Genomic DNA, 19,947 nt, shown 5'->3' with positions numbered 1-19,947 from the left:
GCGGCCGCCCGACGTGCGGGGCCTTCCGGCAGGGGCGCGCCCTAGGGCAGCCGCAGCAGCGTGCCCACCATCAGCCGGTTCGGGTCCGCCCCGATCGCCGCCCGGTTCGCCGCGTACAGCGCCTCCCAGCCGCCCCGTACGCCGAAGCGCCGGGCGATCGTGCTGAGCGTGTCGCCGCGCTGGACGACGTGGGCGCGGCCGCTCAGCCCGTACCGCTTGGAGCAGACCGGCCAGGCGTCCCACCCCTGGGTGCGCAGCACGTCCTCGGCGACCGTGATCTGCTGCGCCCGGGTCGCGAGGTCGGCGCGGCGCGCGTACCGCAGGCCGCCGTACTCCTTCCACGTGGGCTGCCAGAACTGGAGCCCGCCATAGAAGCCGTTGCCCGTGTTCGCCGCCCACCGGCCGCCGCTCTCGCACTCGGCGACGCAGCCCCACGGCCACTGGTCCTTCACGCACGCCTGGACGGGCGAGGGGGCCGCGGCGGCGTCGGGAGCGGCCCCGGGGGCGAGCAGCGCGGCGGCCAGTGCGGCACCGGCCGCCGTCCAATATCGGATCTTCGACATCGGCGCAGGCTAGGCACGCGCCGCGGGAGCCCGGCCCGTGCCGCGCGGAACACCGTTCACATGCCACCCGGTCGGCCTCACCCAAGTTGCCGGGCGCCCACGCGTGACCCCGGCCGAGCCTTGCCCGTTGAACTCGGCATGAGACGACCGGGAACCGCCCGGCCGTCGCACGCATCAAGTCCAGGGAGCCCCCCGTGCCGCGCATGCTCGACGTCAGCGAGGACGTACGCGCCGAGATCGGCGACGAAGAAGCCGACCGGCTGCTCGCCGGCGACAACGCCCCGGGCAGCTACGACTGCACCTCCTGCCGCACGCCGGGCGATTCCGAGCAGGAGCCCACCAGCACGGTGCTGTTCGTCGGCGACGAGACCGCGGTCCTCGCCTTCGCCCACGCCAGCTGCATCCCGTCCCAGGTCGTCAAGGTCGAGGAAGCGCAGCTCCAGGGCGCCGTGGCCTCCATCGCGGCGGCGGACGCGGCCGACTCCCTGGCCGTGGCGCACCCGGAGCAGGCGGTGCTCGGCGTCACCAGCGGCCTGGTGCTGATCGAGGGCGAGCTGCACCCGGCGCTCGTGGTGGAGCCGACCGCCCCGGTCGCCCGTCCCGGTTCGGCCGGCCTGACCGACGAGTTCCTGCCGCTCCTGACCGAGCAGGGCTTCCAGCCGGTCTCGGACGTCAACCAGAAGCCAGCCCCGCTGCCCGGCTGGTCCGTCCTGGTCGCCATGGGCCAGCTGCACTCGGTCCTCCAGCCCGGCACGGGCGGCACCGGCCAGGTCGCCTGGTGGCAGGCGCACCAGCCGCTCCAGGTCACCGAGGGCTGGCGGGCCGCGGCCAACAAGTCGCACACGGTGCTGGTCTTCGCCGCCCCGGTCGGCTCCATCGGCCAGCAGCCGCGTGAGGACCTGCTCCGGGACGCCCTGGAGAAGGCCGCGGCCAACGGGCGCCTGGTGGCCGCGGCCATGCCGCTGGCCGGGACGTGAGGGAGGACAGGCCCGGCATAGGGCCGGCGCGCGTCCCGGGCGTTCCGACCGTTCCGCGCCCCCGGCCGGCCCCTCTTTCCGAGGGCCGCCCGCATCTCACGGACGGCGGGGTCGTTGGCACCTACGTGCACCCATACGACCCTTTCCGTCAGCAGTATCCGAGTCCGATCCCGTCCATGCGCCCGGCGCAGGACGCGTCGGCGGGTCCTTCGGCGACGCCGATCTACGACGCCCTGTACTCCGAGTACCGGCGGTCGTTCCGCACGCTGCCGGGTGACCGCAGCGGTGAGGAGGAGCTGAGCTTCCGCTCCTTCGGGGCGGGGACACACGGGCACGCGCACGGACACGGACACCGGCATACGGGCTGGTCGGCGTACGCGCTGCCGCCGGGATCCCGGACGAGCCCGTAGCGACGGGTACGACGACGGCGGAGGGCCGGGGCGATCACGCCCCGGCCCTCCGCCGTTCGCTTCCCGCGTCGCCTGCCCGCGTTACTTCTTCTTGCCGCGCTTCTCGCGCACCCGCACCGAGATGTGGATCGGGGTGCCCTCGAAGCCGAACTCCTCGCGCAGGCGGCGCTCGACGAAGCGGCGGTAGCCGTGCTCCAGGAAGCCGGAGGCGAAGAGCACGAAGCGCGGCGGCTTGGTGCCCGCCTGCGTGCCGAAGAGGATGCGGGGCTGCTTGCCGCCGCGGATCGGGTGCGGGTGGGCGGCGACGAGCTCACCGAGGAAGGCGTTCAGGCGGCCGGTGGGGACGCGGGTCTCCCAGCCGGCGAGCGCGGTCTCGATCGCCGGGACCAGCTTGTCCATGTGGCGGCCGGTCTTCGCGGAGACGTTGACGCGGGGCGCCCAGGCGACCTGCTGCATCTCGGTCTCGATCTCGCGCTCGAGGTAGTAGCGGCGCTCCTCGTCCAGCTCGTCCCACTTGTTGTACGCGATGACGAGCGCGCGACCGGACTCGACGGCCATGGTGATGATCCGCTGGTCCTGGACCGAGATGCTGTCGGTGGTGTCGATGAGGACGACCGCCACCTCGGCCTTCTCGACGGCGGCGGCGGTGCGCAGGGAGGCGTAGTAGTCCGCGCCCTCCTGGAGGTGCACCTTCTTGCGGATGCCGGCGGTGTCGACGAACTTCCAGGTCTTGCCGCCGAGCTCGATCAGCTCGTCGACCGGGTCGCGGGTGGTGCCGGCGAGCTCGTTGACGACGACGCGGTCCTCCCCGGCGACCTTGTTGAGCAGGGAGGACTTGCCGACGTTGGGGCGGCCGATCAGGGCGATGCGGCGGGGGCCGCCGATGGCGTTGCCGAAGCGCTGCTCGGGCGCCTCGGGCAGGGCCTCCAGGACGGCGTCGAGCAGGTCGCCGGTGCCGCGGCCGTGCAGCGAGGAGACCGGGTAGGGCTCGCCGAGGCCGAGGGACCACAGGGCGGTGGCGTCGGCCTCGCCGGAGGGGCCGTCGACCTTGTTGGCGCACAGCACGACGGGCTTGCCGGCGCGGCGCAGCAGCTTGACGACGGCCTCGTCGGTGTCGGTGGCGCCGACGGTGGAGTCGACCACGAAGACACAGGCGTCGGCGGCCTCGATGGCGTACTCGGCCTGGGCGGCGACGGAGGCGTCGATGCCGAGGACGTCCTGCTCCCAGCCGCCGGTGTCGACGACCTTGAAGCGGCGGCCCGCCCACTCGGCCTCGTAGGTGACGCGGTCGCGGGTGACGCCCGGCTTGTCCTCGACGACGGCCTCGCGGCGGCCGATGATCCGGTTCACCAGGGTCGACTTGCCGACGTTGGGACGGCCGACGACGGCGAGGACGGGGAGCGGGCCGTGGCCGGCCTCCTCGATCGCGCCCTCGACGTCCTCGACGTCGAAGCCCTCTTCCGCGGCGAGCTCCATGAACTCCGCGTACTCGGCGTCGCCAAGTGCCCCGTGGTCGTGCTGGTCGTTCATGAAGTCCGTTCCTTGATCATTCGTGGTCGGTGGGTACCCGGGCCCCGGGTCCCACTACTGAGAGTGTCGCTCAGCGCCCGGTGAGGCGCCTGGCGTTTTTCAGGTGGTCGGTGAGGCGTTCCTGGATCCGGAAGGTCGCCTCGTCCAGTGCCTTGCGGGTGCGCCGGCCGCTTCCGTCGCCCGCCTCGAAGGCATCGCCGAAGACGACGTCCACCCGGCTGCGGAGCCTCGGCAGCGCCTTGACCAGCCGTCCGGGACGGTCCGTGCTGCCCAGCACGGCGACCGGGACGATCGGGGCGCCGCTGCGGACGGCGAAGTAGGCGAGGCCGGCGCGCAGCGAGGCGAAGTCGCCCTCGCCGCGGGTGCCCTCGGGGAAGATCCCGAGGACGCCGCCGTTCTCCAGGACGGCGAGCGCGTTGCCGATGGCGGCGCGGTCGGTGCTGTCCCGGTCGACCTTGAGCTGGCCGATGCCTTCGAGGAAGGTGCCCAGCGGCCCGACGAACGCTTCCTTCTTGATGAGGAAGTGCACGGGTCGCGGGGCGGTGCCCATGAGCATGGGGCCGTCGAGGTTGTGCGCGTGGTTGACGGCGAGGATGACGGGGCCGGAGGCCGGCACCCGCCAGGCGCCCAGCACGCGCGGCTTCCAGAGGCCGTACATCAGCCCGATGCCGATGCCCCGGCCGACGGCGGCCCCCTTCCCGGAGGGCTGGGTCACGCGGCGGCCCTCTTCTCCTCCACCAGGGTGACGACGCACTCGATGACCTGGTCGAGGGTGAGCTCGGTGGTGTCGACCTCGACGGCGTCGTCGGCCTTGGCGAGCGGGGAGGTCTTGCGGCTGGAGTCGGCCGCGTCCCGCTTGATCAGGGCCTGCTTGGTGGCGTGCACGTCGGCGCCCTTGACCTCGCCGGAGCGGCGGGCGGCGCGGGCCTCCGGGGAGGCGGTGAGGAAGATCTTGAGGTCGGCGTCGGGCAGCACGGTGGTGCCGATGTCGCGGCCCTCGACGACGATGCCGTTCTCGGCGCCCCTGGCGATGGACCGCTGGAGCTCCGTGATCAGGGCCCGCACCTCGGGGACGGCGCTGACGGCGCTGACCTTGGAGGTGACCTCCTCGGTGCGGATGGGCCCGGCCGCGTCGACGCCGTCGACGGTGATGGTGGGCCTGGCCGGGTCCGTGCCGGAGACGATGACGGGCTTGCCGGCGGCGTTGGCGACGGCGTCGGCGTCCTGGACGTCGACGCCGTTGCTGATCATCCACCAGGTGATGGCCCGGTACTGGGCGCCGGTGTCGAGGTAGCTGAGCCCCAGCTTGGCGGCCACCGCCTTCGAGGTGCTCGACTTGCCCGTGCCGGAGGGGCCGTCGATGGCGACGATCACGGTTTCCACGGTGGGGAACGCCTTCCTGGGTGAGCGGGAGCCCCCGGCGGACACGCGGGGACTCCCCCCAAGGTTACCGAGTCCCCCGCCCCCGTTCGGCCCAGTGGGCCCCGGACCCGGTCCGGGGCCCGGGGTGCCCGGACTCAGCTCGTGCGCAGGGCCCAGCCCCGCTCCTTGAGGGCGGCCTCCAGGAGCGGTGCCGCGGAGGGCTCGACCATCAGCTGGACCAGGCCCGCCTGCTGGCCGGTGGCGTGCTCGATGCGGACGTCCTCGACGTTGACGCCCGCGCGGCCGGCGTCGGCGAAGATCCGGGCCAGTTCGCCGGGCTGGTCGCTGATGAGGACGGCGACCGTCTCGTACGTGGTGGGGGCGGCGCCGTGCTTGCCGGGGACGCGGGCGCGGCCCGCGTTGCCGCGGCGCAGCACGTCCTCGACTCCGGAGGCGCCGGCCCGGCGCTTGGACTCGTCGCCGGACTCCAGGGAGCGTAGCGCCCGTACGGTCTCGTCCAGGTCGGCCGCGACGCCCGCGAGGACGTCGGCGACGGGTCCCGGGTTGGCGGAGAGGATCTCGACCCACATGCGCGGGTCGGAGGCGGCGATCCGGGTGACGTCGCGGATGCCCTGCCCGCACAGCCGTACCGCCGTCTCGTCGGCCGCCTCCAGGCGGGCCGCCACCATGGAGGACACCAGCTGGGGGGTGTGCGAGACGAGGGCGACCGCGCGGTCGTGGGCGTCGGCGTCCATGACGACGGGGACGGCTCGGCAGAGCGCGACGAGTTCGAGGGCGAGGTTGAGGACCTCGGTGTCGGTGTCCCGGGTCGGGGTCAGCACCCAGGGGCGGCCCTCGAAGAGGTCGGCGGTCGCGGCGAGGGGGCCGGAGCGCTCCTTGCCGGACATCGGGTGGGTGCCGATGTACGCGGTGAGGTCGAGGCCCAGCTCCTCCAGCTCCCGCTTGGGTCCGCCCTTGACGCTGGCCACGTCGATGTAGCCGCGGCCGAGCCCGGCGCGCATGGCCTCGGCGAGGGTGGCGGCGACGTGTGCGGGCGGTACGGCGACGACGACGAGGTCGACCGGTCCGGCCGGGGCCTCGTCGGTGCCGGCGCCGAGCGCGGCGGCGGTGCGGGCGCGGGCCGGGTCGTGGTCGCGCAGGTGGACGCCGATGCCGCGCCCGGCGAGGGCGAGCGCCGCCGAGGTGCCGATCAGGCCGGTTCCGATGACGAGCGCGGTTCTCACTGGGCGATGTCCTTGCGCAGGGCGGCCGCGGCGCCGAGGTACACGTGCGCGATGCGGGACTTGGGCAGATCCGACTCGACGTGCGCGAGGAGCCGTACGACCCTCGGCATCGCGCCCTCGATGTCGAGCTCCTGGGCGCAGATCAGGGGGACGTCCACGATCCCGATGCGGCGGGCCGCGGCGGCGGGGAAGTCGCTGTGCAGATCGGGCGTGGCCGTGAACCAGATGCTGATGAGGTCGTCGGCGGTCAGCCCGTTGCGTTCGAGCACGGCGGAGAGCAGCTCCTCGACCTGCTCGTGCATGTGTCCGGCCTCGTCCCGCTCCAGCTGGACGGCGCCTCGGACCGCTCGTACCGCCACCTCGTACTCCTTCTGCCTGCGTCGGTGCTCCGGCCAGCCTAGTCAGCCGGCCGGAGCACCGTTGCCGCGCCCGTCCTTCGAGACGGGTCAGAGGTTCTGCTGGCGGATCAGGTCCTCCAGGGAGGTCCCGGGCGCCGGCAGGGAGCCCTCGGGGGTCAGCTTGTCGACGGCCTGGGGCAGGCTCCGGGCGATCTGGTCGGCGGCCTCCTGCGGGCTCACGCCGGCTTCGGCGGCGACCTTCTGCAGGGTGTCGTCGGGCAGGGCCTCGGTGATCTGGGCGCCGCTGACCGGCTGGTTGTCGCCGGTGCCGACCCAGGACTGGGCCTGGTCGGCGAGGCCGGCCTTGGTGAGCCCTTCGAGGAGGCCGCCGAGCGGGTTGGATCCGTTGCCGCCCTGGGAGGTGAGCGCGCCGAGGAGGGCGCCGAGGATGTTTCCGGCCCCGCCGCCGGCGCCGCCCTGGCCGCCGCCGAGGAGACCGCCGAGAAGACTGCCGAGATCGTTTCCCGCCATGGTCCTGCCTTTCGTCCGAGGGGAGCTCGATGGGAGCCCGAGGGGAACTCGACGAGGATTGATGCCAAACATGGACAATCTCACGCAAACAGACGTGTTGCGCCACTCGGGGTAGCGGGCCGGCCGGCTCGGGCGCGGTAGAAAGGTCGGCATGCTGCTGCACGTCGTACCGCTGGACGAATGGTCCGCCGACCCCGGTCTCCCCTACGCCCCGCCCTCACTGGCCGCCGAGGGCTTCGTCCACTGCTCGCCGGACGAGACCGCCGCCCTCGCCATCGCCGACGGGCACTACCGGGGCGTGGCGGGACCGCTCCTGGTCCTGCTCATCGACGAGACCCGGCTCTCCGGCGAGGTCCGCTGGGAGGGCTCGCAGGACATGCTCTTCCCGCACGTGTACGGCCCGATCGAGCGGGCGGCGGTGACGGGAGTCCTGGAGGTGCGGCGGGACGAAGACGGCCGGGCGAGGGAGCTGACGCCCTGGACGTAGGCGTGTCGCCGCGCGGGGGCGGGGCGGGCGGCCAGGCTGGGCGCCATGACTGCCGACGCCCTGTCCCGCCGCGCGACGCTCCTCGCCGGTGCCGCCCTCGTCTCCGGCTGCGCGAGCGGCTCGGGCGGGTCCGAGTCCCCGCCGACCGGGGCCTCCTCGGCAGCGGTGCTCGCCCGCACCGCGGACATCCCGGTCGGCGGCGGCAGGGTCTTCGAGGACGAGAAGGTCGTGGTGACCCAGCCGGTCGCGGGGCGGTTCAAGGCCTTCTCCGCGATCTGCACGCACCAGGGCTGCACGGTGAACAAGGTCGCCGACGGCACGATCGACTGCCCCTGCCACGGCTCGAAGTACCGCATCACCGACGGCTCGGTGGCGGCCGGCCCCGCGCCCCGCCGGCTCCCGGACGAGCGGATTAATGTGTCGGACGGAACCATCACCCTGGCCTAGCCTGACGCGCATGACTCCCGACGAGCTGGTCCGCGACCACACCATCTACTCCTGCGTCATGGGGTCGCGCGCGTTCGGTCTGGCGACCGAGGACAGCGACACCGACCGCCGGGGCGTCTTCCTCGCCCCGACCCCGCTCTTCTGGCGCTTCGACAAGCCGCCGGCCCATGTGGAGGGCCCGGCCGAGGAGCAGTTCAGCTGGGAGCTGGAGCGCTTCTGCGAGCTCGCGCTGCGCAACAACCCCAACATCCTGGAGTGCCTGCACTCCCCCCTCGTCGAGCACGCCGACGCCCTCGGCCGTGAACTGCTCGCGCTGCGCGGGGCGTTCCTGTCCCGCCAGGCGCACACCACCTTCGTCCGCTACGCGGCGGGCCAGCGGCGCAAGCTGGAGGCGGACGTCCGGCAGTACGGCGCGCCGCGCTGGAAGCACGCCATGCACCTGCTGCGCCTGCTGACCAGCTGCCGCGATCTGCTGCGCAGCGGCGAGCTCCGCATCGACGTCGGCGAGGAGCGCGAACGGCTGCTCGCGGTGAAGCGGGGCGAGGCGTCCTGGCAGGAGGTCGAGTCATGGATGACCCGCCTCCAGGACGAGGCCGACGCGGCCCGTGACACGAGTCCGCTGCCCGCCGCCCCGGACCACGCCCGCGTGGAGGACTTCCTGGTCAGGGCACGTAAGTCGGCGCTCTAGACGCCGCTTCCCGGGGCGTCCCAGGACGCCCCGAAGGCCAGCAGCTCGTCCCGGTGCTCGATCGGCTCCACCCACTCCCGGGGCCAGGCGTCCGCCCCGAGGTGGGCGCCCGCGAAGGCACCGGTGAGACAGGCGATCGAGTCGGAGTCGCCCCGGGTGCAGGCGGCGCGGCGCAGCGCGGTGAGCGGCTCCTCGGGGAAGAGCAGGAAGCACAGCAGGCCGGTGGCGAGGGCCTCCTCGGCGATCCAGCCGTCGCCGGTGTACGCGCAGGGGTCGAGCTCCGGGTCGGCGGTGCGCTGGACGGCGTCGAGGCGTTCGAGGACGGCCAGGCACTCGTCCCAGCCGCGCTCGGTGAAGTGGCGCGGCGAGGGGTCCTGCGAGCGGGTCCACAGGTCGCCGAGCCAGCGCTCGTCGTACCGGGAGCGGTTCTCGTACGCGTACGAGCGGAGCCGCCCGACGAGCCCGGCCGGGTCCACGCCCTGGGCGAGCAGGTGGACGGCCCGGGCGGTCAGGTCGGAGGCGGCGAGGGCGGTGGGGTGCCCGTGGGTGAGGGCGGACTGGAGCTGGGCGGCGCCGGCCCGCTGCTCCTCACTCAGCCCGGGCACGAGTCCGATGGGCGCGACCCGCATGTTGGCGCCGCAGCCCTTGGAGTGGATCTGGCTCGCGTCCTGCCAGGCCCGGTCGGAGTCGAGCAGCATGCAGGCCTTCATGCAGGTGTTGCCGGGGGCCCGGTTGTTCTCGGGCGAGTGGTACCAGTCGACGAACTCGTCGCGGACGGGCCGGGCGAGCCGCAGCGGGGCGAGCGGGCCGCGGTCCATGGCGGTGCGCAGGCCCCGGGCGAGCGCGAGGGTCATCTGGGTGTCGTCGGTGACGAGGGCGCGCCCGCGCCGTACCGGCAGCTCCATCGTGCGCCAGGGCCCGGTCTTCGCCAGGATCGCGGGCACGTCGTTGAACTCCGTCGGGAAGCCCAGCGCGTCGCCGAGCGCCAGGCCGAGCATCGCCCCCGTCGCGGCCCGCTTCGTCGTTTCCCCGGTCATTCCGTCCGTCCTTCCGGTCGCAGCAGCGGCGGGTGGAGCGCGGTGGCCTCGCCCGCCCGGTAGAGAGCGGCCGGTTTCCCCCGTCCGCCGGTGCGGCGCGGCGGTGCCTCGACGGCCCGGACGAAGCCGGGGGTGGCGAGGACCTTGCGCCTGAAGTTGGGGCGGTCGAGCGGCACGCCCCAGACCGTCTCGTACACCTCACGCAGCTCGCCGAGGGTGAACTCGGGCGGGCAGAAGGCGGTGGCGAGACAGCTGTACTCGAGCTTGGCGCCGACGCGTTCGCGGGCGTCGGCGAGGATCCGGTCGTGGTCGAAGGCGAGGCCGCGGGCCGACTCGTACGGCAGCCAGCGGGCCTGGGCCGCGTCCCCGCCGCCGCGGGGCTCGGGCAGGTCGGGGACGAGCGCGGCGAACGCGACGGAGACCACCCGCATCCGGGGGTCCCGGTCCGGCTCGCTGTAGGTGCGCAGCTGTTCCAGATGGAGCCGGGCGGCGGTGGCGCCGGACAGGCCGGTCTCCTCGGCGAGTTCGCGGCGGGCGGCCTGCTCGGCGGACTCGTGGGGCAGCACGAAGCCCCCGGGCAGCGCCCAGGCTCCGGCGTAGGGCTCCTGGCCGCGTTCGACGAGGAGGACGTGCAGCCGGCCTTCGCGGACGGTGAGGACGGCGAGGTCGGCGGTGAGGGCGAAGGGCTCGAAGGCGCGCGGGTCATAGCCGTCGACGGCGGGGCGGGCCGCGGTCATCGGCGCTCCAGGGGGGTGGCGAGCAGGGCGTCCACGGCGGCGACGGCCGTGGCGAGCCGTTCCTCGTGCGGGCCGGTGAGGACGGCGGCGGGGCGGCCGGTGCGGGTGAGCTGGGTGAGCAGCCGGGCGGTGGTCCAGGGCCGCAGTCCGTCGTCGTCCGCGGGCGCCGCCACCCCGCGGTGGTCGGTGAGCAGCCACAGGTGGTGGCGGGCGCGGGCGGCTATCTCGCCGGTGTCGGCGCTGCGGGTGCCCAGGTGCCGTTCGTGGCGGATGGTCACGGTGAAGGCGTCGGTGTCGCAGAAGAGGACCGGGGAGCCGTCCCGCGCGGCCTCCTCCTCGCGCTCGGCCTGCCCCAGGGCGATGAGCGGGAAGTCCCCGGAGCGCAGCGGCGCCCCGTCGCGGGCGGCGCGGTACTCCGGCGCGTACTCGGGGACGTGGCGGGTGCGGGCCCAGACGCCGCCGCGGGCGCGGTAGTGGGCGACGAGGGCGTGGACCAGGGTGGTGGTGCCGGTGTGCCCGGCGCCGAGGACGACCACGCGCCGGGTGAGCGCGGCGCGTACGGGGGCCTCCAGGAGGTCCCAGTGGGCCGCGGGGTCGGCGAGCACGTCCGCTGCCGGGCGCTCGGGGGTGAAGACGGCGTCCACGGGCTCGGAGACGGCGGCGAGGGGGTCGTCGCCCGTGGTCCCGGTGACGAGCGCCTCGGGGTGGATCTCGCGCATCCAGGCGACGCGCTCGGCGAGCGGCAGCGGGTCGTCGGGGCAGCCGCGGACGAGGACGGTGAGCCGCTCGCAGCGCTCGTGGGCGGTGCGGACGAGCCGGTGGTGGGCGGCGTGCGGCGGGCAGAACGCGCCGAGGACCAGGCCGTGCCCGTAACGCTTCATGCGGTCGCCTCCCCACCCCGTACCTTTTAAAGTCACTCTGACTATAAAGCGGGGCGCGTTCGCACACAAGGACGAAAACGCACGGAGGCCCGTGACCGCCGGGCGGGCGGTCACGGGCCTCTCGTGGGACGGGGGCGGCGGTGGGTCCTACAGACCGACTTCCTTCATCAGCATGCCGACCTCGGTGTTGCTCAGGCGGCGCAGCCAGCCCGACTTCTGGTCGCCCAGGGTGATCGGGCCGAAGGCGGTGCGGACCAGCTTCTCGACCGGGAAGCCCGCCTCGGCGAGCATCCGGCGCACGATGTGCTTGCGGCCCTCGTGCAGCACGACCTCGACCAGGTAGTTCTTGCCGGTCTGCTCGACGACCCGGAAGTGGTCGGCGCGGGCGTAGCCGTCCTCCAGCTGGATGCCGTCCTTCAGCCGCTTGCCGACCTCGCGGGGCAGCGGGCCGGTGATGGCGGCCAGGTAGGTCTTCTTCACGCCGTACTTCGGGTGGGTGAGACGGTGGGCCAGCTCGCCGTGGTTGGTGAGCAGGATGATGCCCTCGGTCTCGGTGTCGAGCCGGCCGACGTGGAAGAGCCGCGTCTCACGGTTGGTGACGTAGTCGCCGAGGCACTGGCGCCCGTCCGGGTCCTCCATCGTGGAGACGACACCGGCCGGCTTGTTCAGCGCGAAGAACTGGTACGACTGGGTGGCGACGGTCAGGCCGTCGACCCGGATCTCGTCCTTCTCCGCGACCCGCAGACCCTGCTCGAGCACGATCTCGCCGTTGACCTCGACGCGGGCCTGCTCGATCAGCTCCTCGCAGGCGCGGCGCGAGCCGTAGCCGGCGCGGGCGAGCACCTTCTGCAGCCGCTCGCCCTCCTGCTCGGCACCCGGGAAGGTCTTGGGCGTCTTGATCTGGGGCTTGTTGGCGTAGCGCTCCCGGTTGCGCTCCTCGGCGCGGGCGTCGTACTCGCGCGAGCGCGCCGGGGCCGTGCGGCCGCCGCCGCGGTTCGGGGACTGCTTCGGGCCGCCCTTGGCGCCACCGCGGGCGGCGTCGCCGCGACCGCGCTTGGGGCCGTCGGAGGGACGGCCGGCGAGACCGTCGACGTCGTAGCTCCGCTCCTCGGGGCGCGGCCGGCGCGGACGGCCGGCGCTCTGGCCGCCCTGGCCGCCCCGGTCGTCGCGGCTGTTGCCCGCACCCCTGTAGTTACCGCGGCCGCCGCTCTTGGCACCACGGCTCCCGCCGTTGTTTCCGCTGTTCCTGCCGCTGCTGCTTCGCATCAATCGTCCGTAGTCTCGTCAGTCTCGTCTTCGTCTGGATCGAACGAGGGGACCCCCTCCAGGGAGTCCGGCTCGACCGCTTCCGCCTCGGGGAGGAAGGGCGCGAGTTCCGGGAGCTCGTCCAGGCCGCGCAGGCCCATCCGCTCCAGGAAGTGGTTCGTCGTCGTGTACAGGATCGCACCTGTTTCGGGTTCCGCGCCCGCCTCCTCCACCAGACCGCGCTGGAGCAGGGTGCGCATGACGCCGTCGCAGTTCACCCCGCGGACCGCGGAGACCCGGGAGCGGCTGACCGGCTGGCGGTACGCGACGACCGCCAGGGTCTCCAGGGCCGCCTGGGTGAGCCGGGCCTGCTGGCCGTCCAGGACGAAGGCCTCGACGGCCGGGGCGTACGCGGCGCGGGTGTAGAACCGCCAGCCGCCGGCGACCACCCGGAGCTCGAAGCCGCGGCCCTGGGCGGTGTACTCGTCGGCGAGCTCGCGCAGGGCCTCGCCGACCTCGCGGGGGGTGCGGTCGAGGACCTTGGCGAGGTGGGCCTCGGTGGCGGGCTCGTCGACGACCATGAGGACGGCTTCGAGCGCGGGCTTGAGATCACTCACCGGACGACCTCCTGATCTTCCTGATCTTCCTGATCGAACTCGTCGCCGACGGCCCCGGAGGCGTCCGTCTCCCCGCCGGTCCAGGAGACGGTGAGGTCCCCCAGGGCGGTCTCCTGCTCCAGGGCCACGGCCTTCTCCCGGTACAGCTCCAGGAGGGCGAGGAAGCGGGCGACGACGGTGAGCGTGTCGTCGGCGCCCTCGACGAGCTCCCGGAAGCTCAGGACACCGCGCTCGCGCAGCAGGGCGACGACGATCCCCGCCTGCTCGCGGACGCTGACGAGGGGCGCGTGGATGTGGTCCACGTACACCTGCGGCTTGGCCTTCGGCTGCATGGCCTTGACCGCGAGCCGGGCGAAGCCCTCGGCCCCGATGGAGATGACGACCTCGGGCAGCAGCTCGGCGTGGTGCGGCTCGAGCCCGACCGTACGGGGGTACCGCCGGCCCTCCCCCTCCCAGCGCTCGGCGAAGATCTCGGCGATCCGCTTGTACGCGCGGTACTGCAGCAGCCGCGCGAAGAGCAGGTCCCGCGCCTCCAGCAGCGCCAGGTCGGCCTCGTCCTCCACCTCGGCGGCCGGCAGCAGCCGCGCGGCCTTGAGGTCGAGCAGCGTGGCCGCGACGACGAGGAACTCGGTGGTCTGGTCGAGATCCCAGTCGGGCCCCATCGCCCGGATGTGGGCCATGAACTCGTCGGTGACCTTGGAGAGGGCGACCTCGGTGACGTCGAGCCGGTGCTTGGCGATGAGCTGCAACAGCAGATCGAAAGGCCCCTCGAAGTTCGCGAGCCGCACGGTGAACCGCCCGTCCGCGGGCGCGTCCCCGGAGGGCGCGTCCGCCGGGGGCGCCTCCGCGGGCACGGGGTCCGGCTCGGGCGCGGCCTCCCGCTCGGCCACGGGCCGAGACTCGGGCGCGGGCGCCGACCCAGGCTCGGGCTCGGGCGCGACGAGCCCAGGCACGGGCTCGGGCGCGGGCTCGCCGAGCGAGCCGGAAGCAGGCCGCGATAGATCGGCGGGGGCAGGCAGAGGCTCGGTCCGCGGCTCGTCCGCAGGCTCGGAGAAGGGCTCGGGCGCCGCCGTCGGGGCCGGGACGGGCCATTCGGGGTCGTACGGCTCCGCGAGGGGCTCAGGGACCTCCTCGGCACCCACGGCAGGCTCCACGGCCTCCTCAGCACCCGCGGACGGCCGTTCGGCGTCGTACGGCTCCGCGAGGGGCTCAGGCACCTCCCCGGCGCCCACGGCAGGCTCCACGGCCTCCTCGGCACCCGCGGACGGCCGTTCGGCGTCGTACGGCTCCGCGAGGGGCTCAGGCACCTCCCCGGCGCCCGCGGCAGGCCTCACGGCCTCCTCGGCACCCACGGCAGGCTCCACGGCCTCCTCGGCGCCCACCGCAGGCCCCCCGGCCTCCTCGGCGCCCGCGGCAGTCTCGCCGGTGCCCCCGGCGGGCTCCAGGCCCCCGGTGCCCGGTGGTGGGGCCGCGCCCGGGCCGCGGCCCAGGAGGCGGCGGCGGGGCGGGCGGGACGTTTCGTCAGGGGGGTGGGGCATCGGGGTCCTGGTGGAGCGGGGGTGCGGGAGCCCGCAGGCTACCGTCAGCGGCCGCGCAGGCGGCGGACGAGGATGCTCGCGTCGCCGCGGGACTCCAGGTCCGCCAGGACCACGGCGACCGCCTCGCGGACGATCCGGCCGCGGTCGACCGCGAGGCCGTGCTCGCCGCGCAGCACCAGGCGCGCGTGCTCCAGGTCCATCAGCTCCTCCGCGGAGACGTAGACCGTGATCTTCTCGTCGTGGCGCTCACGACCGCTCGGCCGCCGGTTGGCGGCGCGGGCCCGTCGGCGGGCCGCCTGGGTGGGGGCGGCGGCGCCCGGGGCCTTCGCCGGCGCGGGGGCCGGGGCCTCCGCCTCCGCCGCGCGGGCGCGCGGCTCGGCCGGCTCGGAGTCGGCGGGCGCGTGCTCCGCCGCGCCCTGCGCGGCGGCCGTGTCGCTCTCGCCGGCCGGTGCCGGGACGGCACGGCGCGGCGAGGACGCCTGCAGCGCCATCCCCCCGGTGGTACGGAACAGTTCGTCGGCGCCGGGCAGACTCACTCGGCGTGACACCGGGCGAGCACCTCCCTGGCCAGCTGACGGTAGGCGGCGGCGCCCACGGAGTTGGAGGCGTACGTGGTGATGGGCTCACCGGCGACCGTGGTCTCCGGGAAGCGGACCGTGCGCCCGATGACGGTGTGGTAGACGTGGTCGTCGAAGGCCTCGACCACCCGGGCCAGGACCTCCCGGCTGTGCACCGTCCGCGAGTCGTACATCGTGGCGAGGATGCCGTCGAGCTCCAGCTCGGGGTTGAGCCGCTCCTGGACCTTCTCGATGGTCTCGGTCAGCAGGGCCACACCGCGCAGCGCGAAGAACTCGCATTCCAGCGGCACGATGACCTTGTGAGCGGCCGTCAGGGCGTTCACGGTCAGCAGGCCGAGCGAGGGCTGACAGTCGATCACGATGTAGTCGTAGTCGTTCATCAGCGGCTTGAGCGCACGCTGCAGCGTGGACTCGCGCGCGACCTCGGAGACCAGCTGCACCTCGGCGGCGGAGAGGTCGATGTTGCTCGGGAGCAGGTCCATGTTGGGGACCGCGGTCTTGAGCAGCACCTCGTCCGCCGACATGCCCCGCTCCATGAGCAGGTTGTAGACGGTGAGGTCGAGCTCCATCGGGTTCACGCCGAGGCCGACCGACAGGGCACCCTGCGGGTCGAAGTCGACGAGCAGCACGCGCCGCCCGTACTCCGCGAGCGCGGCACCCAGGTTGATGGTCGACGTGGTCTTGCCGACGCCGCCCTTCTGGTTGCACATCGCGATGATCTTCGCGGGGCCGTGGTCGGTCAGCGGGCCGGGGATCGGGAAGTACGGCAGGGGCCGTCCGGTCGGGCCGATCCGCTCGCGGCGCTGCCGGGCGGCGTCGGGCGCGAGGGTGGCCGCGTACTCCGGGTCGGGCTCGTACTCGGCGTCAGGGTCGTAGAAGTGCCCCTCGGGCACCTCGTCATAGGCGGCGAAGTGGGTGGACTCTCGGCCCATCTCGTTGCCGGCCGTGGCGTTCACGTGTAGGCCGTCCGTCATCTTCATCGTATGGGCTGGCGTCATGGGCTGGTGCGTCGCGAAGGTCCGCACCGCGACGGAGCCGATCGGGGCTCCTGGCTCCGCACCCCCGGGAGTAAATGTCGACTCATTCACAAGTCGTCTTACCTCCTTGGATGTGACCAGGAACATTTATCGATAGGTCAGCGTGGCACCATGCCGACGGTTGGCGACTCTATGGCGTGTCACCGGTCCGCAGCAACACAATCCGCCGGACCCGGCCCGATGTGTCGGCAACCGAACACCCCTCTGTCAAGGGTGCGCAGGCATGGAACCGCACGTTTCAGGGGTGCGCGAAACGGTTAAAGAGTTACGTTCGAGGCGAGTTGACCAGCCGTCGGAACGTGGCCGGACACACATCGGGCCGGACCTTGCTCGACAAGGTCCGGCCCGGTGCGCGAGGTTGACGGAAGGGGTTGACCGACCGTTTCTCCTCTTGTGTGAAGCGTCGGGAGGGTCAGCCCAGGAGGGTGCTCAGCTCGACGTGCTCGAGACCGTGGGCCTCGGCGACCTCCTTGTAAACGACCTTGCCGTCATGGGTGTTGAGACCCTTGGCGAGCGCGGCGTCACGGCGCAGCGCCTCGACCCAGCCGTTGTTCGCCAGCGACACGATGTAGGGCAGCGTGGCGTTGGTGAGCGCGTAGGTGGAGGTGTTCGGGACGGCACCCGGCATGTTCGCCACGCAGTAGAAGACCGAGTTGTGGACCTGGAAGGTCGGCTCGGCGTGGGTGGTCGGGTGGGAGTCCTCGAAGCAGCCGCCCTGGTCGATGGCAATGTCGACAAGGACACTTCCGGGCTTCATCTTGGCGACGAGCTCGTTGGTGACCAGCTTCGGGGCCTTGGCGCCGGGGATGAGGACGGCACCGACGACGAGGTCGGCCTCGACGACGGCCTTCTCCAGCTCGAAGGCGTTGGAGACGATCGTCTTGACCTTCGTGCCGAAGATCTTGTCGGCCTCGCGGAGCTTGTTGATGTCGCGGTCGAGCAGGGTCACGTGGAAGCCCAGGCCGATGGCGATCTGCACGGCGTTCCAGCCGGAGACGCCGCCGCCGATGACCACGCACTCGCCGGCGTGGGTGCCGGGGACGCCGCCGGGGAGCACGCCGCGGCCGCCGGCCGAGCGCATCAGGTGGTAGGCGCCGACCTGCGGGGCCAGACGGCCCGCGACCTCGGACATCGGGGCGAGCAGCGGGAGCGCGCGGTTGGCGGTCTCGACCGTCTCGTACGCGATGGCGGTGGTGCCGGACTGCAGGAGGGCGTCCGTGCACTCCTTGGAGGCGGCGAGGTGCAGGTAGGTGAAGAGGGTCTGGTCCTTGCGGAGGCGGTGGTACTCCTCCGCGATGGGCTCCTTGACCTTGAGCAGCAGGTCGGCCGTGGCCCAGACCTCGTCGGCGGTGGGGAGGATCTCGGCGCCGGCGGCGACGTACTCCTCGTCCGTGATCGAGGAGCCGACACCGGCGTTCTGCTCGATGAAGACCTGGTGGCCGTTGCGGACGAGCTCGTGGACACCGGCGGGGGTGATGGCCACGCGGAACTCGTTGTTCTTGACCTCGCGGGGGATGCCGACCTTCATCGTCGATCACGGTCCTTGAATCAGGGGATGAAACGGGGGTGATGAATACATACCCGGATGCACCAAGGCGCACCGGGACAGACCGCGGTCGAACGCGGCGCACCCAGTCTAATGAAGGAGTTCCCCGTGTCTAGCCTTTCAAAGTATTAATCTTCAGCAGATGCACTGCGGATTTCGTAGGCGGAGGCCTCGGTTCCAAGCAGTCTTTCCGCCGCCGCGCGGTGCAGCCGGGCGGCAGCCGGGTCGCCGAGCCGGTCGAGCGTGTCCGCGAGCCTGAGCTGGAGCGCCGCCTGGAGCCGTACGTCCTGCGCACGCCGGGCCCACTCGATCGCCTCCTCGCAGCTGCGCAGGCACTCCTCGGGGCGCCCCGCGTATTCCTGGACCCGGGCCGCCTCGCTCAACGCCCGTGCGTGGCCCGGGAGATCGCCGAGCCTGCGGTAGCCGGCCGCGGCGGCCCGCCAGTTGCGCAGCGCCTCGCCGTAGCGGCCCGCGTAGGTGTGCACCGTGCCGAGCCGGCCGTAGAGCCGGGCCTGGTCGGCCCGCTCGTCGCGGGCGAGCCGCTGGGCGAGGGCACGCCCGTACCAGTCGCCGGCCCGCTGCCAGTCCCCCAGCTCCTGATACGCCCCACCTACGGATTCCATTGCGCGACCCACCGCGTACGGGTCATTTGCTTCCCTGCCGGCCTCCAAAGCCGACCGATATCGCAGCAAGGCGTCCTGAGTGCGTCCGGTCCTGGCATCCAGGTCGGCCAGGTTCAGCAGCGCCGCCGCCCGCTCCCGGTGCAGCCCGCGCCGCTCGGCGACGTCCAGGACGAGCCGGTGCAGCCCGTAGAGGTCGGGGGCGGCTGCCTCGGCTCCGCGGTGGGCGGCGAGCGCCCGGACCAGGGCGGCGATCAGCCGGCGGGCCAGGGTGTCGAACTCGCCGTCGGCCACGGCGAGCCGTGCCGCGGCGAGCAGCACGGGCCGCCGGCTGTCCAGCCAGGCCGCGGCGGTGGCGGCGTTCGGGAAGCGCACGGCCCGGGGCAGCCCGGCCAGCTTGCGGCGGGCAGGCGAGCCCTCGGGTTCGGTGACGGCGCGGCCGGACTGGAGGAGCCTGACGGTCCGCTCCAGCATCCGGGCCCGGGCGAGCTGCACCTCGGCGGGCCGGTCGCGCTCCTCCAGCTCCGCGCGCAGCAGCGGGACCAGGTGCGCGGGCACCTCGTACTGCCCGTCCCGGCCCGGGGTCTCCCGGACGAGTCCCGCCGCGGCGAAGTCGGCGAGGGTGGTGGCCGCCGCGGAGACCGAGCAGCCGGCGAGCGCGGAGGCGGTGTGGGCGTCGGCCCGGCCCAGCGGGGCGAGGCAGAGGTGTCGCAGTATCCGCGCGGCCGGCTGCGGCAGCGACTCGTGGACGAGGGTGAAGGCACGGGTGACCGGGTCGCCGCCGAGGGCGCGCAGCCGCTTGGCGAGGTCGGCGACGGAGGCCTTGGGCCGGGCGGCGAGCCAGCCGCCGGCCAGCACGAGCGCGCCGGGCAGTCCGCCGCACTCCTCGGCCAGGGTCTCGGCGGCCTGCGGGTCGACGGTGACACGGACGGAGCCGGTGAAGCCGGTGAGCAGTTCGATGGCCGACTTGGGGTCGAGGCCGCCGAGGGTGCAGGGGCGGACGTCCGGGATCCCGGTGAGCGGGCCGCGGGCGACGCCGACGACGAGGCAGTCGGGGTTGTCGGGAAGCAGCGGGTCGACCTGCTCGGCGTCGACCGCGTCGTCGAGGAGCAGCAGGGCCCTGCGGTCGGCGAAGGCCGCGCGGACCAGGGAGGCGAGCTCGTCCTCGGCGGCACCGGGCGGCTCGGCGACGCCGAGCGCGGCGAGCAGCTCTTGGGCGGCCCGGCCGGTGGGGACGGGGTCGCCGCCGGGTTCGGTGAGCCGGACCCGGAAGACCCCGCCGGGGTAGTCGGCGGCGAGTCCCGCGACCAGCTCCTCGGCGAGGGCGGTGCGTCCGGAGCCGGGCTTGCCGGCGATCAGCAGGACCCGGGCGCGGGGGGCCTTGCGGCCGGTGAGGGTGTCGAGGCCGGTGCGTTCGATGTCGGCGCGCAGGGCCTTCAGCTCCCGCTGGCGGCCGTAGAACGGCACGGCGCCGACCTCCTCCGGACTCCGTCCGGGGGCACCCCCAACCGCCTGATCCGTCACGGGCCACGCT

General features: G+C 73.5%; 22 protein-coding genes. 5 read left to right on the top strand and 17 right to left on the bottom strand.

Annotated elements, in window-relative coordinates; genetic code table 11:
* Positions 1–41: 41 nt before the first annotated feature.
* A complete protein-coding gene (locus tag ACH414_RS24320) occupies positions 42–563 on the bottom strand; it encodes a transglycosylase family protein (RefSeq protein WP_382546511.1) in 522 nt (173 codons plus the stop codon).
* A 194-nt stretch (positions 564–757) separates the two neighbouring features.
* On the opposite strand from ACH414_RS24320, the gene ACH414_RS24315 reads away from it, so the two are divergent.
* Positions 758–1,540, top strand: a complete 783-nt coding sequence (locus tag ACH414_RS24315; protein ID WP_382546514.1) for a hypothetical protein — start codon at positions 758–760, stop codon at positions 1,538–1,540.
* Between the two features lie 176 nt (positions 1,541–1,716).
* Entirely contained in the window at positions 1,717–1,950 is a 234-nt protein-coding gene (locus tag ACH414_RS24310; protein WP_382546517.1) for a hypothetical protein, read from the top strand.
* A gap of 81 nt (positions 1,951–2,031) precedes the next feature.
* Here the strand turns inward: ACH414_RS24310 and der are convergent, their stop codons facing one another.
* The 6 genes from der to ACH414_RS24280 form a co-directional block, all read right to left on the bottom strand.
* On the bottom strand, positions 2,032–3,480 hold the full coding sequence (der, locus tag ACH414_RS24305) for a ribosome biogenesis GTPase Der (protein ID WP_382546520.1): 1,449 nt from the start codon (positions 3,478–3,480) through the stop codon (positions 2,032–2,034).
* A gap of 70 nt (positions 3,481–3,550) precedes the next feature.
* Positions 3,551–4,138 (bottom strand): lysophospholipid acyltransferase family protein, encoded by a 588-nt coding sequence (locus ACH414_RS24300; protein WP_382546626.1) that lies wholly within the window; start codon positions 4,136–4,138, stop codon positions 3,551–3,553.
* 53 nt (positions 4,139–4,191) lie between these two features.
* Entirely contained in the window at positions 4,192–4,854 is a 663-nt protein-coding gene (gene cmk, locus ACH414_RS24295) for a (d)CMP kinase (RefSeq protein ID WP_382546628.1), read from the bottom strand.
* Between the two features lie 143 nt (positions 4,855–4,997).
* Complete coding sequence (locus ACH414_RS24290) at positions 4,998–6,086, bottom strand: prephenate dehydrogenase (protein WP_382546522.1); 1,089 nt, start codon at positions 6,084–6,086, stop codon at positions 4,998–5,000.
* On the bottom strand, positions 6,083–6,445 hold the full coding sequence (gene aroH / locus ACH414_RS24285; protein ID WP_382546525.1) for a chorismate mutase: 363 nt from the start codon (positions 6,443–6,445) through the stop codon (positions 6,083–6,085). The genes ACH414_RS24290 and aroH overlap by 4 nt, the downstream gene beginning before the upstream one ends.
* Positions 6,446–6,532: 87 nt before the next feature.
* Positions 6,533–7,027 (bottom strand): YidB family protein, encoded by a 495-nt coding sequence (locus tag ACH414_RS24280; protein WP_398943304.1) that lies wholly within the window; start codon positions 7,025–7,027, stop codon positions 6,533–6,535.
* A gap of 79 nt (positions 7,028–7,106) precedes the next feature.
* Here ACH414_RS24280 and ACH414_RS24275 point away from each other — a divergent pair, with 79 nt between their 5' ends.
* The 3 genes from ACH414_RS24275 to ACH414_RS24265 are packed head-to-tail and all read left to right on the top strand — an operon-like array spanning position 7,107 to position 8,577.
* Entirely contained in the window at positions 7,107–7,442 is a 336-nt protein-coding gene (locus ACH414_RS24275; protein ID WP_382546531.1) for a DUF952 domain-containing protein, read from the top strand.
* Between the two features lie 45 nt (positions 7,443–7,487).
* On the top strand, positions 7,488–7,889 hold the full coding sequence (locus ACH414_RS24270; RefSeq protein WP_398943301.1) for a Rieske (2Fe-2S) protein: 402 nt from the start codon (positions 7,488–7,490) through the stop codon (positions 7,887–7,889).
* Positions 7,890–7,899: 10 nt separating this feature from the next.
* A complete protein-coding gene (locus ACH414_RS24265) occupies positions 7,900–8,577 on the top strand; it encodes a DNA polymerase beta superfamily protein (protein WP_382546537.1) in 678 nt (225 codons plus the stop codon).
* Here the strand turns inward: ACH414_RS24265 and ACH414_RS24260 are convergent.
* The 10 genes from ACH414_RS24260 to ACH414_RS24215 all read right to left on the bottom strand — a co-directional run bounded on the left by ACH414_RS24260 (position 8,574) and on the right by ACH414_RS24215 (position 19,937).
* Entirely contained in the window at positions 8,574–9,614 is a 1,041-nt protein-coding gene (locus tag ACH414_RS24260) for an ADP-ribosylglycohydrolase family protein (RefSeq protein ID WP_382546539.1), read from the bottom strand. The two genes, ACH414_RS24265 and ACH414_RS24260, sit on opposite strands and share 4 nt — an antisense overlap.
* Entirely contained in the window at positions 9,611–10,351 is a 741-nt protein-coding gene (locus tag ACH414_RS24255) for an NUDIX domain-containing protein (RefSeq protein WP_382546542.1), read from the bottom strand. Before ACH414_RS24255 ends, ACH414_RS24260 begins: the two co-directional genes overlap by 4 nt.
* A complete protein-coding gene (locus ACH414_RS24250; RefSeq protein ID WP_382546545.1) occupies positions 10,348–11,232 on the bottom strand; it encodes an AAA family ATPase in 885 nt (294 codons plus the stop codon). The genes ACH414_RS24255 and ACH414_RS24250 overlap by 4 nt, the downstream gene beginning before the upstream one ends.
* A 147-nt stretch (positions 11,233–11,379) precedes the next feature.
* Positions 11,380–12,498, bottom strand: coding sequence for a pseudouridine synthase (locus ACH414_RS24245; RefSeq protein ID WP_382546548.1), 1,119 nt, complete (start codon positions 12,496–12,498; stop codon positions 11,380–11,382).
* Positions 12,498–13,058, bottom strand: a complete 561-nt coding sequence (gene scpB, locus ACH414_RS24240) for an SMC-Scp complex subunit ScpB (protein ID WP_398943557.1) — start codon at positions 13,056–13,058, stop codon at positions 12,498–12,500. Before scpB ends, ACH414_RS24245 begins: the two co-directional genes overlap by 1 nt.
* Positions 13,059–13,090: 32 nt before the next feature.
* Positions 13,091–13,984, bottom strand: a complete 894-nt coding sequence (locus tag ACH414_RS24235) for a segregation and condensation protein A (protein ID WP_398943298.1) — start codon at positions 13,982–13,984, stop codon at positions 13,091–13,093.
* Positions 13,985–14,676: 692 nt separating this feature from the next.
* Positions 14,677–15,168 carry a hypothetical protein gene (locus ACH414_RS24230; protein WP_382546633.1) on the bottom strand — a complete coding sequence of 164 codons (492 nt, stop codon included), beginning with the start codon at positions 15,166–15,168 and terminating at the stop codon, positions 14,677–14,679.
* A complete protein-coding gene (locus ACH414_RS24225; protein ID WP_345492490.1) occupies positions 15,165–16,190 on the bottom strand; it encodes a ParA family protein in 1,026 nt (341 codons plus the stop codon). The genes ACH414_RS24230 and ACH414_RS24225 overlap by 4 nt, the downstream gene beginning before the upstream one ends.
* A 469-nt stretch (positions 16,191–16,659) precedes the next feature.
* Positions 16,660–17,775: an alanine dehydrogenase gene (gene ald, locus ACH414_RS24220; protein WP_382546554.1), complete on the bottom strand. Its 1,116-nt coding sequence runs from the start codon at positions 17,773–17,775 to the stop codon at positions 16,660–16,662.
* 146 nt (positions 17,776–17,921) lie between these two features.
* The gene (locus ACH414_RS24215; protein ID WP_398943295.1) at positions 17,922–19,937 is read right to left on the bottom strand and encodes a tetratricopeptide repeat protein; all 2,016 of its coding nucleotides are present in this window, start codon (positions 19,935–19,937) and stop codon (positions 17,922–17,924) included.
* Between the last annotated feature and the right edge of the window lie 10 nt (positions 19,938–19,947).

It is taken from the genome of Streptomyces sp. NPDC020422 (assembly GCF_044386705.1).
Classification (GTDB): Bacteria; Actinomycetota; Actinomycetes; order Streptomycetales; family Streptomycetaceae; genus Streptomyces.
Note: the sequence above shows the minus strand (reverse complement) of the source record. Positions and strands in the feature narration are given on the sequence as shown.

Excerpts from the sequence above, each read along its gene's own strand:
- ACH414_RS24255 (WP_382546542.1), bottom strand. The coding sequence starts at position 10,351 with ATGACCGCGGCCCGCCCCGCCGTCGACGGCTATGACCCGCGCGCCTTC.
- ACH414_RS24310 (WP_382546517.1), top strand. The coding sequence starts at position 1,717 with ATGCGCCCGGCGCAGGACGCGTCGGCGGGTCCTTCGGCGACGCCGATC.
- ACH414_RS24300 (WP_382546626.1), bottom strand. The coding sequence starts at position 4,138 with ATGTACGGCCTCTGGAAGCCGCGCGTGCTGGGCGCCTGGCGGGTGCCG.
- ACH414_RS24270 (WP_398943301.1), top strand. The coding sequence starts at position 7,488 with ATGACTGCCGACGCCCTGTCCCGCCGCGCGACGCTCCTCGCCGGTGCC.
- ald (WP_382546554.1), bottom strand. The coding sequence starts at position 17,775 with ATGAAGGTCGGCATCCCCCGCGAGGTCAAGAACAACGAGTTCCGCGTG.
- scpB (WP_398943557.1), bottom strand. The coding sequence starts at position 13,058 with ATGGTCGTCGACGAGCCCGCCACCGAGGCCCACCTCGCCAAGGTCCTC.
- ACH414_RS24320 (WP_382546511.1), bottom strand. The coding sequence starts at position 563 with ATGTCGAAGATCCGATATTGGACGGCGGCCGGTGCCGCACTGGCCGCC.
- ACH414_RS24260 (WP_382546539.1), bottom strand. The coding sequence starts at position 9,614 with ATGACCGGGGAAACGACGAAGCGGGCCGCGACGGGGGCGATGCTCGGC.
- ACH414_RS24275 (WP_382546531.1), top strand. The coding sequence starts at position 7,107 with ATGCTGCTGCACGTCGTACCGCTGGACGAATGGTCCGCCGACCCCGGT.
- ACH414_RS24265 (WP_382546537.1), top strand. The coding sequence starts at position 7,900 with ATGACTCCCGACGAGCTGGTCCGCGACCACACCATCTACTCCTGCGTC.
- ACH414_RS24225 (WP_345492490.1), bottom strand. The coding sequence starts at position 16,190 with ATGAAGATGACGGACGGCCTACACGTGAACGCCACGGCCGGCAACGAG.
- ACH414_RS24280 (WP_398943304.1), bottom strand. The coding sequence starts at position 7,027 with ATGTTTGGCATCAATCCTCGTCGAGTTCCCCTCGGGCTCCCATCGAGC.
- ACH414_RS24250 (WP_382546545.1), bottom strand. The coding sequence starts at position 11,232 with ATGAAGCGTTACGGGCACGGCCTGGTCCTCGGCGCGTTCTGCCCGCCG.
- der (WP_382546520.1), bottom strand. The coding sequence starts at position 3,480 with ATGAACGACCAGCACGACCACGGGGCACTTGGCGACGCCGAGTACGCG.
- ACH414_RS24245 (WP_382546548.1), bottom strand. The coding sequence starts at position 12,498 with ATGCGAAGCAGCAGCGGCAGGAACAGCGGAAACAACGGCGGGAGCCGT.